At 74.5% G+C, this 10534-nt stretch carries 10 protein-coding genes; 6 read left to right on the top strand and 4 right to left on the bottom strand.

Going from position 1 to position 10534, the window contains the following annotated elements; all coding sequences use genetic code 11:
* Positions 1 to 187: 187 nt before the first annotated feature.
* The 4 genes from ABT354_RS00705 to ABT354_RS00690 form a co-directional block, all read right to left on the bottom strand.
* The gene (locus ABT354_RS00705; protein WP_351487001.1) at positions 188 to 673 is read right to left on the bottom strand and encodes a hypothetical protein; all 486 of its coding nucleotides are present in this window, start codon (positions 671 to 673) and stop codon (positions 188 to 190) included.
* 212 nt (positions 674 to 885) lie between these two features.
* Complete coding sequence (locus ABT354_RS00700) at positions 886 to 1896, bottom strand: GHMP family kinase ATP-binding protein (RefSeq protein ID WP_351486998.1); 1011 nt, start codon at positions 1894 to 1896, stop codon at positions 886 to 888.
* Positions 1893 to 2387 carry an NUDIX domain-containing protein gene (locus ABT354_RS00695; protein ID WP_351486995.1) on the bottom strand — a complete coding sequence of 165 codons (495 nt, stop codon included), beginning with the start codon at positions 2385 to 2387 and terminating at the stop codon, positions 1893 to 1895. Before ABT354_RS00695 ends, ABT354_RS00700 begins: the two co-directional genes overlap by 4 nt.
* 56 nt (positions 2388 to 2443) lie before the next feature.
* A complete protein-coding gene (locus tag ABT354_RS00690; RefSeq protein WP_351486992.1) occupies positions 2444 to 3511 on the bottom strand; it encodes an NAD-dependent epimerase/dehydratase family protein in 1068 nt (355 codons plus the stop codon).
* Between the two features lie 245 nt (positions 3512 to 3756).
* Between ABT354_RS00690 and ABT354_RS00685 the strand changes: the two genes are divergently transcribed.
* The 6 genes from ABT354_RS00685 to ABT354_RS00660 all read left to right on the top strand — a co-directional run bounded on the left by ABT354_RS00685 (position 3757) and on the right by ABT354_RS00660 (position 10436).
* Positions 3757 to 5514 carry an NAD-dependent epimerase/dehydratase family protein gene (locus ABT354_RS00685; RefSeq protein ID WP_351486989.1) on the top strand — a complete coding sequence of 586 codons (1758 nt, stop codon included), beginning with the start codon at positions 3757 to 3759 and terminating at the stop codon, positions 5512 to 5514.
* Between the two features lie 199 nt (positions 5515 to 5713).
* Positions 5714 to 6514, top strand: a complete 801-nt coding sequence (locus ABT354_RS00680) for an ABC transporter ATP-binding protein (RefSeq protein WP_351486986.1) — start codon at positions 5714 to 5716, stop codon at positions 6512 to 6514.
* A gap of 14 nt (positions 6515 to 6528) precedes the next feature.
* Entirely contained in the window at positions 6529 to 7425 is an 897-nt protein-coding gene (locus ABT354_RS00675) for an ABC transporter permease (protein ID WP_351486983.1), read from the top strand.
* A gap of 23 nt (positions 7426 to 7448) precedes the next feature.
* Complete coding sequence (locus ABT354_RS00670; RefSeq protein WP_351486981.1) at positions 7449 to 8612, top strand: ABC transporter substrate-binding protein; 1164 nt, start codon at positions 7449 to 7451, stop codon at positions 8610 to 8612.
* A 108-nt stretch (positions 8613 to 8720) separates the two neighbouring features.
* Positions 8721 to 9311 carry a CchlQ gene (locus ABT354_RS00665; protein ID WP_351486978.1) on the top strand — a complete coding sequence of 197 codons (591 nt, stop codon included), beginning with the start codon at positions 8721 to 8723 and terminating at the stop codon, positions 9309 to 9311.
* 66 nt (positions 9312 to 9377) lie between these two features.
* Entirely contained in the window at positions 9378 to 10436 is a 1059-nt protein-coding gene (locus ABT354_RS00660) for a methyltransferase (protein WP_351486976.1), read from the top strand.
* The last annotated feature ends 98 nt before the right edge of the window (positions 10437 to 10534 follow it).

The raw sequence follows: 10534 nt of genomic DNA, 5'->3' as shown, positions 1-10534 counted from the left end.
ACACCGCACCCGGCCGCCCACCACCACCCTTTCAGCTGAGCCGCCCCCGTTGCCCCCGGGCCCGCGGGTCCACTGGGGGGGGGGGGGGCCGGCGCGGACCGAGGTCCCGCGCGCGCCCGCACCCTCCCGCGCGGGTGCGCTCGGTCGTGGGTGTACCAGCCGTGGGTGTACTCGGGCGCGGGTGCGCTCAGCCGTGGGTGCCGGTCGCCCAGACGGGGTTGCCGTAGTAGCCGTAGACCACCACATTGCCGTCGTCCTGCACGGACAGCCAGCCGTACCCGTTGATGCCGCCGTGCACCCCGGACGCCCAGACGGGCGCGCCGGCGCTGTTGTGGACGACGACATTGCCGTCCTGCTGGTACACCGCGCAGTGGCCCTTGTCCTTGGTGCCCGGGGCCCGCCAGACGACGGTGCCGCTCTGGGTGACGGTCAGCTCGCCGGAGCCGAGGACCTTCAGCTGGGTACGGCCGTTCCCCGAGGTCCAGGCCTGGTTCTTGCAGATCTTCGAGCCGGGCGCGATATCCGTGTCGGCCGCCTGGGCGGTACCGGCGGACAGGGCCGTCAGGGCGAGTGCCCCCGCGACGGCCGCCGCGACCGCATGGCCGCGCGGACGCCGCCCGCCGCTCGCCGGCCTCTTCGGGCCCGGGGCACTGCTCGACCTCTGCGTCGTCATGTCGACTCCTCGGTTGTCTGCGTGTGGGGGGACAACCCGGGGAGGGCGTACGGCGGGGACCGGGGTCACCGGGTACGCCCTCCCGGGCATGCACCACCTCAGCCGAGGTTCCTCTGAGTTCGCTGAGAACTTCCCAGGAATGGACTGTCCTTCCCTGGAGCGGGGCCGGAGGGACGCCGGAGCCCCGGGGCCGGGGCCGCCCTCGGCTCCCGCTACAGGCCCAGGGGCCGCCCGGGAGCCGGGACCCGGCCGGGCGCCGGCGCGTCGGCGAACGGGGCCCCCGCCGCCTGGGCGGGAATCACCCGGGCCGCCGGGAACCGCTCCCAGAGCGCCTGCCGCAGGGCGCCGACGACATCGTCGCGCTCCCCCGTACGGCAGACCCCGACCAGCGCGCCGCCGCCGCCCGCGCCGCTGAGCTTCAGCCGGAGACCGGCGGCGCGCAGGGCCAGCCCGCGCAGCTCCTCCAGGACCGGCGTTGACATCCGCTGGTGGTCGCGCATGGTCACATGGGCCCGGTCCATGCCCCCGGTGAGCGCGTCCAGATCGCGGTCGGCGATGGCCCGCCAGACCTCGCCCGAGGCCGCGTCCGCCTCCTTGCGGTAGGCGGCCAGCTCCGGGTCGCCGGTGGCGAGCTGTGCCCGTACCACCCGGATATGGTCGCCGGTGTCCTTGCGGAGGGCCGAATCGACCACCACCACGGTCCACTCCGCGGGGAAGCGCGCCCGCCCCCGTATCGCGGGCAGTCCGGTGGGCCTCCCTTCCAGCAGCAGCGCGTCCCCCTCGATGACGGCCAGATGGTCCATGCCGCCCCCGTTGAAGCGGGCGAACTCGAAGGAGTACGCCCACTCGGCGAGGGTGGCGACCGGCACCGGCCGCCGGGGCGGATACGCCTCGGTGTACGCCCGGAACAGCGCCACGATCAGCGCGGTGGAGGAGGAGAGCCCGCTGGCGGAGGGCGCCTCGCTGCGCACCCGTACGGCGGGCGGCAGGGCCGGCAGCTCCGGCAGCCGTTCGCGCAGGAACTGCCACACCTCGGCGGACCAGCCCGCCTCCGGGGGCCCGGCGGCCGGGCCGGGGACCGTCTCGACGGTCGTGGGCAGGTCCAGGGCGAGACTGACGGACCGGCCGCCGAGCCAGTCGAGGTCCTCGCCGGAGAGACAGGCCCGGCAGGGCACCCGGGCGCCCCCCGTCCGCTCCCCGTCCTGGGTCTTCTCCGTGCTCACCGGGGCTGGAACCTTCCTGTGGTGTCGAACGCGCGGAACATCTCCAGGACCACGGCGGTCGGGGGATGGAGCGGACGCGGCGGGTCGGCGGGGTCGGCGAAGCGGATCCGGAGCACCTCGTCCGGCTCCGGCCGTGGTTCACCCGTCCAGACCCGGGCCGCGAAGCAGAGCGCGAAGCAGTGGGTGACATCGCCGTTGGGGTAGGTGAGGGTGTGGACCCCGGGGTCGGAGAGCGAGCCGAAGGGGACGAGATCCTCGCGGCGCACCCGCAGACCGGTCTCCTCCGCCAGTTCCCGCACGGCCGCCCCGGCGAAGTCGGTGCCCTCCTCGCAGGCCCCGGCGGGCAGCTCCCAGACGCCGGTGTCGGCCCGCTGCTGGAACAGCGCCCGGCCGGCCCCGTCCAGCAGCAGTACCTGGACCCCGGGGACGAGCAGGAGCCGGTTCCCCACCCGCTCGCGCAGTGACCAGATGTACGAACCCTCGTACCCCATGGGTGTCCTGCCCTCCGCTCCGCCCGGCCGTGCCCCGGCCGTCCGGGCCGACGGTCTCACGTGGCCTGCTCCGTGAGGAACGAGGGCACGGCCTCCGGCGTGGCGTCGAGCCAGCGCACATACCGCTCGACGCCCTCGGCGACGGTGATCCCGGGCCGCCAGCGCAGCAGTTCGCGCATGCGGTCGGTGTCCGCGCAGCCGCCGAGGGGGTCGTCGGCGGGGCGCGGGGTGACGATGAACTCGGCGCCGGGGAAGTGCGGGGCGATCAGCTCGCCGACCGCGCGCACCGAGGTGGGGACGCCGGAGCCGACATTGACGGTCTCGCCGACGACCCCGTCCTCGACCAGGGCGAGCGCGGTGGCGGCGGCGATGTCGTCCACATGGACCAGATCGCGTACCTGCACCCCGCCGCCGTTGAGCCGCATGGGCAGTCCCACCCGTGCGTGCATGGTCAGCCAGGGCACCATCCAGGAGTGGCTGCCGGGCTTGGGGATCTGCGGATCGCCGTAGACGGAGAAGTAGCGCAGGATCGCGAAGTCGGTGCTGGAGCCACCGAGCATCAGCCGGGTCTGGTGCTCGGCCCAGAGCTTGCCGTTGGCGTAGACGGAGAGCGGGTGCACCGGCTGGTCCTCGCGGAAGCGCTGCGGCCCGTCGGCGGGGTCGGTGCCATTGCCGTAGACGGCGGCGGAGGACACCATGACGAAGCGGCGCACCTCGGCGGCGGCGACCTCCTCCAGGACCACCTCGGTGCCCTCGATATTGGCCTTGAAGGCGATGTCGGGGCGGCGGGTGCAGGCGGCGACATCGGCGAAGGCGGCGGCGTGCACCACATGGTCGGCGCCGTCGAGCACGCTCCGGACCAGCTCCCGGTCGCGGATGTCGCCCACCACCAGACGGCTCGCCAGCCGCTGGGCACCGAACAGTTCATGAGTGAATTCCGGATAGGCGTCCATCCGGTCGAGGACGGTCACCTCGGCATCGGCGGCCCGCAGCAGGGCGGTCAGCCGGCTGCCCACCAGACCACCGCCGCCGGTCACCACGATCCGGGATCCCCGCAGTTTCTCCAGCCGGGAAGAGACGGAGTCACCTGCGTCAATGGACTCGTCGTCGATCTGCGCGGTCATACGGACTCCCTTGAAAGAGTGATACGCATGGGGCTGCGCGCACCAGCATGAACGATCATCCTCGGACCTAACCAGGGGGCCTTTTCGGCAGGTCCACCGCAAGGAAACGCACCACCGTACTGTCCGAAATTCATCAGTGCCGAAGGGCGGAGAACTCTGTGGGAAGGCGCGGTGACACCCCTGACACCTCTGCGCGCCGATCGCGGAATTCTTCCGTCCGGAGGCTTTTCGAGCTGGGAGGACCCATGAGGCGCCATCGCATCAGCGGAGCGGTGATGACCCACCCCAAGCGGCTGCCCGCCGCCGAGGCACTGGCGGGGTCGGCGCCGCCGGGGGCCCTGCGGGTGGTCATGGACCCGGACCCGGGCGGCCGTCCGTCGGTGCTGCGCACGGCACTGGCGGCCTGGTCGTCGATCGAGGAGGGCGCCACCCACCAGCTGGTGGTCCAGGACGACATGATCCTCTCCGATTCCTTCTTCGCGCGGGTGGCCGAGGCGGTGGAGCAGCGCCCGGACGCGGCTCTGGCGCTCTTCGCGCTCTGGGACTCGCGCAACGGCGCGGCGGTACGGCTCGGCGCGATGGCGGGGGCGCGCTGGGTGCGCGCCGTCGGCGAGTACTTCCCCTGTGTGGCGATCGTGCTGCCGCGTCCCGCGGTCGAGGGCTATGTGGAGTACGGGCGACAGCGGTTGGACGCCTGGCCCGACGACATCCTGATGCGGCAGTTTCTGCTGGCCCGGCGGATACCCGCCTATGTGTCGGTACCGAATCTCACCGAACACGACGACCGGGGCAGCATTTCCGGGAACGCCTTCCGGGGTCCGCGGCGTTCGGTGTGTTTTCTTCCGGACGACCGGGTCGGTGACGAGAGAATTTCCCTGGAGGAGGTGTCGGCGGTCCCCTTCTGCAAGCACGGGGTCGCCCAGTGCGCGGTACGGGTGCCGGGGCCGGGTCCGGAGCGATGGCTCCATCTGGAATGCGAGGACTATCTCGCAGGGTGGGGTATCGATGCCGAAAGATTCAAATCAGCCAAGATCGAGTTGACCGAAGTACCCGACCGGAGGGCCGCCGAGGGTACCTGGCTGACCGCTTTCACCATGGGTTTCGTTCATCGCCTGGAGGGAAGGGGCGACAGCGTTTCCCGGACAGCCGCCTGCGCGGAATCCCTGGCGACCATCGGGCCCGGCGGGGTGAGCCACCATCAGGGCGAGGAGCGGATCGCGGAACTCCGCGCGGGTCTGGACCGGATCGCGCGGGCGGGCGTCGCGGCGGGTCTCGAAGCGGGCGCGGCGGCCGGTGCCGGGGCCCGTCCGGTACGGGCGGGGCGCGCGCTCGCCGTCGTCGGCGCGGCGAGCCCGCTGGGCGAGCATGTGGTGCGCGGGCTCACCGACCGGGGCCACCGGGTGACCCCGCTCGCCGCCGTCCCCGCCGAAGGGCCCGGTACGGGCCATGACGCGGTGCTCGATCTGCGCCCGCTGCGGGACACGACCGACCCCGCGCGCACCGGGGTGGCGCTCCGGCTCCGGGACGCCGTCACCGGGCGGCTCGGCGCCCCGGTGACCCTGCGCACCGGGGATCTCTACGGTCCGGGCTGCGCACGGCGGTCGCCGATCGGGGCCATGGTGTGGAACGCGCTGCGCAGCCGGCCGGTCGTCCTCACCGAGCCGCCGGGGCGTCCGCTCCGTCCGCTGCATGTGTACGACCTGGTGGGGGCGGTGGACCGGCTGCTGGAGCGGCCCGGGGCGGCCGGGGTGCTGGAGCTGCCGGACGGGACGCCCGTGACGGAACGGGCGATGGCCGACGCGGTGCTGGCGGCGGTGCGGCCGGTGGGGACCGAGACGGTGGCGGGACCGGCGCGCGCGGGCGGGGCGGACGCGGGCGGGGCGGACGCGCCGCCGAGGGCGCCCCGGCCCGAGGGGTGGAAGCCCACCATGGACCTCCATCACGGTCTGCACACCTTCATGCAGTGGCTGGCGTACGAGGGGCTGGCGTACGAGGCCGACTGAGCGAGGGGCGGCGCCCCGGCACCCTCGGCGACTCCCCGGGCAGCCAGCACCCTCGGCGGCTCCCCGGCGGCTCCCCGGGCAGGGGGCCGGGGTGCCGTCCGGCCGGGCGGCACCCCTTCCCCAATCTGATGGTTCGTCATATCGTCGGGCGGGCCGGTGAACCCTCCGGTCACGGCACGAGGAGGCACGAGGAGGCACCGTGGGAGCACCGCACCCGACACCTGCGGCGGCCCGCCCCAAGCTCCGCGCCACCGCCCTCAGCCGCTCCTTCGGCCGGGGCCGCACGGCCGTCGACGCCCTGGGCCCGCTGGATCTGTCGATCGCCCCCGGGGAGTTCCTCTGTGTCGTCGGCCCCTCCGGCTGCGGCAAGTCCACCCTGCTGCGGATCGCCGCCGGGCTGCTCCGGCCCTCCGGCGGTGAGCTGGAGATCCGGGCCGGCTCCCCCCGGCCCGCCGCGATGATCTTCCAGGACTACGGCATCCACGAGTGGAAGACCGTGCTCGCCAATGTCCGCTTCGGCCTGGACATCCGGCGGCTGCCCCGGCGCGAGGCCGACCGGCGGGCCCGGGAGTGGCTGCGCCGGCTGGGGCTCGCGGAGTGCGCCGACGCCTACCCGGCCACCCTCTCCGGCGGAATGCGCCAGCGGGTCGCCATCGCCCGCGCGCTCGCCGTGGAACCCGAGATCCTGCTCATGGACGAGCCGTTCGCGGCGCTCGACGCCCAACTGCGCACCATCCTCCAGGACGAGCTGCTGGAGCTGACCCAGACCCTGCGCACCACCACCCTGTTCATCACCCACAGCCTGGAGGAGGCCATCGTCCTCGGGGACCGGGTGGTGGTGATGTCCGCCCGGCCCGGCCGGATCATCGCCGAGCGCCGGTCCCCCTTCCCGCGCCCGCGCACCGGCGACATCCGGTCCGCGCCGGAGTTCGCCGCGCTGGAGCGGGAGCTGTGGCGGCTGCTCCGGGACGAGGTGCGCGGCCCGGCGGTCGCCCGGTGAGCGGGAAGGAGCCCATGCCGACGGAGGCGACGGCGGCGCCCGGGGCGGTACCGGCGGAGGAGCCCGTACCCGCCCTCCATGTCCTGGTACGCCGTCCCGGGCCGCAGGAGCTGAACCCCCGGCGGGCCCACCTCCGGCGGCGGGCCCTGGAGAACGCGCTGGCCCTCGCCGTCCCCCTGGCCCTGGTCCTGCTCTGGCAACTGGCCGCCGTCCAGGGCTGGATCGACGCCCGGATCTACCCCGCCCCCACCACCGTCCTCACCGACGGCTGGGCACGGGCCGCCGACGGCGCCCTCTGGCCCGATGTGCGCGCCACCCTCGGGCGGGTGGCGGCGGGCTATGCCGCCGGGACCGCGGCGGGCCTCCTCCTCGGTCTGCTCATGGGTGCGCTCCCCCTGGTCAGAGCGGCCCTGGAACCGACCCTCGACGCCCTGTACGTGGTGCCCAAACTCGCCCTGCTGCCGGTCTTCCTCAATATGTTCGGGCTGGGCGAGGGGCCGCAGATCGCCCTCGTCGCCACCACGGTCTTCTTCTTCGTCTGGATCTCCACCATGGCCGCCGTGATCGCCGTACCGGCCGCGCACCGGGACGCGGGCCGGGTCTTCGGGGCGTCCCCCTGGCAGATGTTCCGCCATGTGCTGCTGCCCGCGTCGCTGCCCGCCGTCCTCGTCGGGGCGCGGATCGCGGCCGGGGTCGCGGTCCTGGTGATCGTGGCCTCCGAACAGATCGCCGCCACCGACGGCCTCGGCCGACTGATCTTCGACTCCCGGGCGCTGTTCCGCAATGACGTGATGTTCGTCGGGATCGTCTGTGTCGCCGTCCTCGGTGTCGTCTTCTCGGAACTGGTCCGCGCGACCGGGCGGCTGCTCACCCCCTGGGCCCCGCGCGACCGGGGCCGGGGCCCGTCCTGACCGTCCGCCCCCCGGGAGGTTCCATGCGCCGCCGTGCCACCGCGCCCGTCCCGCGCGCCCCGCGTGCCCCGCTCGTCGCGGCCGCCCTGTTGGCCCTGCTGACCCTGGCCGCCTGCGCGGGAACTCCCCCGGCGGACGACACCCGCCCCGCCGCGCCCCGGACCGTGACCCCCGTCCAGGGATGCGGCCCCGCCGCCCGTACCGACCCCGCCGATCTCACCCCCGGCCGGACACCCGCCCGCTGCTCCCCCGGGGCCCCCGCGCCCCGCCCGCTGGACCGGCGGCGCGAGCTGACCGTCGTCAGCGGCACCCTCGGCGCGGAGTACGCGGCCCCGCTGGTGACGGCGGTGCGCAGGGGCGAGTTCGCCCGGGAGAACCTGAAGGTGACCCTGAAGGTGCTGCCCACACCGGACGCGCTCCCGCTGCTGGCCAAGGGGGAGATCGACGCGCTCTGGGCGGCCCCCGAGGCGGCCGTGGTGCACGGGGTCTCCGCCGGCTTCCCCCTGCGGTGGGTGGCGGGGAACTACTCCCCCGCGCGGGGCTCCCGCAGCGGGCTCTGGGTACGGCTGCGCGACGGCGAGAGCGCGCGGCGGGTCACCATGGAGGACCGCACCCTGGGCACGATGATCGGCAAGGGCTCGGTCATCGCCTACCCCATGGGCCGCACCCTGGCCCGGCACGGCGGGGCGCTGGACCGCATCCGCTACCAGCAGCTCGGCACCGCCGATGTGCTCACCGCCCTGCGCAACGGCGGGGTGGACGCGGCCTGGCTGCTCGACCCGGTGTGGCGGACCCTCGACGGCGACCGCGACTACGCCTACCTCGGCGGCCAGCCCCGGGGCGAACCGCTCGGCGGGCTGCTCTTCGGGCCGGGACTGCTCCAGGACGACCGGGCCGCGGGCGTCGCGCTGGTCCGCGCGTACATCCGTACCGTCAACACCTACTTCGCGGGCGACTACAAGGCCGACCGGGCCTTCACCGCCGAGCTGGCCCGGCTGCTGGACACCGACCCCGCCGTGCTGGCCGCCACCCCCTCCCTCCGGATGGACTGGGAGATCCGCTCCGGCACCACCGGCAGGCTCCAGCGGGCCTATCGCGCCCAGGGCGTCCTCACCGGGGATCCCCTGCCGGAGCGACGTCTGGTGGACCGTTCGCTGTACGGGGAGGCCGTCGGGCGGCGGCCCTGAATCCGGCCGATTCCGCTGGCCACCGGGGTGCCGACCGCCGTAGATTGCCGGGGCGGACCGCCGGCCGGCGGTGACCGGGCGGAGCGGAGAGGTCGGGGAGCGGGCGTCATGGACTGGGGGACTCTGGCGGCCACCGCGAGCGGCGGCTTCATCGCCATGGCGGGCACCGTCCTCGTGGACGGGCTGCGCAGCAGGCAGGAGGCGCGGCAGAGCGGGGACGAGCGACGGCGGGCCGTCTACACCGACTTCATCGGGGCGGCCGGGGAGTGCCATGCCGAGCTGCGCCGGATAGCGCGCCGGCCTGCGGAGCACCCGGATCCGGCGGGCGCCGCGCGGGACGCGCTGCGCACGGCCGCCGTCCACGAGGTGCGCGAGCGGCTCTTCATCGAGGCGACGACCGCCGTCGCCGGGGCGGGCCAGGCGATGTTCGAGCGGCTGCGGGCGCTCCAGCGGGTGGTCGGCTCGGGCGCGGCCCAGGAGTCGGCGGAGTTCCATGCCGCGTACCACCCCTATCTGGACGCCGTCTGGGCCTACCGGGTCGCCGTCCGCAAGGAGTTGTCCGGCGGGCGGACGCTGGCCCCGGCCGCCTTCGGCTGGGAGGAGTGGGACGCCGCCGAACGCTGTCCGCACTGCCGTGCCGCGCTCCCGCCGGGCACGGACGACCGTGTGACCGCCCTGAGCCCGCCCGAGCGCGCCTGAGCACGCACGAAGAAAACCGGGGGTCCGGCGCCCCCTACGCTCGGCCCAGACGAAGGGAGAGCGCAGATGGCGCGGGAGACGGGGGAGACAGAGCAGACGGGGCAGGCGGGTCGGGCGGTGCAGACGGGTCGAACGGCGGGCCGTGTCGGGCTGAGGGCGCTGGCCGATCTGGCGACCCCGATGGCCGTACGGGTGGCGGCGACCCTGCGGGTGGCCGACCACATCGCGGCCGGCCGGGACACCGCCGAGGAGGTGGCCGCCGCCACCGGGACCCATACCGACGCACTCGACCGGCTGCTGCGGCATCTGGTCACGGTCGCCCTGCTGACCCGGGACCCGGTGGGCCGCTATGCCCTCACCGCCTTCGGGGAGCAGCTGCGGGAGGACCATCCGGCGGGCCGGCGCAAGTGGCTGGACACCGGGGGCGCGGTCGGCAAGGGCGACCTGAGCTTTGTGGAGCTGGCCCACAGTGTGCGGACGGGCGAACCGGCGTATCCGGTCCGCTACGGGGTGCCGTTCTGGGACGATCTCGCGGCCGATCCGCCGCTCTCCGCCTCCTTCGACGCCCTGATGAACCATCACATCGATCTGGACGACGGCGGGGTCCCGCGGGCGTACGACTGGGCGGCCCTCGGTCATGTGGTGGATGTGGGCGGCGGCAGCGGCGGTCTGCTGGGCGCGCTGCTGACGGCCCATGGGTCGCTGCGGGGCACCGTGGTGGATCTGGCGGGGCCCGCCGCCTCGGCCCGGCGGAACTTCGAGCGGCTGGGCCTGGCGGCCCGTACCGAGGTCGTGACCGGCAGCTTCTTCGATCCGCTGCCGGCGGGCGCGGGTGGCTATGTGCTCTCCGCGATCCTCCACGACTGGAGCGACGGGCCCGCCGTCGCCCTGCTGCGGCGGTGTGCGGAGGCGGCGGGCGAACGGGGGGTGGTGCTGGTGATCGAGGCGGTCGGCGCCGACGGGGAGTCGCCCAGTACCGCGATGGATCTGCGGATGCTGACGTACTGCGGGGGCCGCGAGCGCGGCTTGGCGGAGCTGGGTGCCCTCGCCGGGGCGGCGGGGCTCGCGGTGCGCGCGGTCCATCCGGTCGGCTATCTCTCGATCCTCGAACTGGCCGCCGGCTGAGGGACGGTGTCGGGTGGTGCGGGTGCCGGCGCCGGTGGCCCCGGGACAGCAGTCCGCGAGATGCCCCCGGGGGCGGGACCGTACCAGGATGGGCCGTA

The organism is Streptomyces sp. NPDC000594 (assembly GCF_040299965.1).
Classification (GTDB): Bacteria; Actinomycetota; Actinomycetes; order Streptomycetales; family Streptomycetaceae; genus Streptomyces.
This window is presented reverse-complemented; position numbering and strand designations above follow the sequence as displayed.

Bases quoted from the DNA above. Each gene is read 5' to 3' on its own strand.
- ABT354_RS00660 (WP_351486976.1), top strand. From the start codon at position 9,378: ATGGCGCGGGAGACGGGGGAGACAGAGCAGACGGGGCAGGCGGGTCGG.
- ABT354_RS00665 (WP_351486978.1), top strand. From the start codon at position 8,721: ATGGACTGGGGGACTCTGGCGGCCACCGCGAGCGGCGGCTTCATCGCC.
- ABT354_RS00685 (WP_351486989.1), top strand. From the start codon at position 3,757: ATGAGGCGCCATCGCATCAGCGGAGCGGTGATGACCCACCCCAAGCGG.
- ABT354_RS00675 (WP_351486983.1), top strand. From the start codon at position 6,529: ATGCCGACGGAGGCGACGGCGGCGCCCGGGGCGGTACCGGCGGAGGAG.
- ABT354_RS00705 (WP_351487001.1), bottom strand. From the start codon at position 673: ATGACGACGCAGAGGTCGAGCAGTGCCCCGGGCCCGAAGAGGCCGGCG.
- ABT354_RS00670 (WP_351486981.1), top strand. From the start codon at position 7,449: ATGCGCCGCCGTGCCACCGCGCCCGTCCCGCGCGCCCCGCGTGCCCCG.
- ABT354_RS00690 (WP_351486992.1), bottom strand. From the start codon at position 3,511: ATGACCGCGCAGATCGACGACGAGTCCATTGACGCAGGTGACTCCGTC.
- ABT354_RS00695 (WP_351486995.1), bottom strand. From the start codon at position 2,387: ATGGGGTACGAGGGTTCGTACATCTGGTCACTGCGCGAGCGGGTGGGG.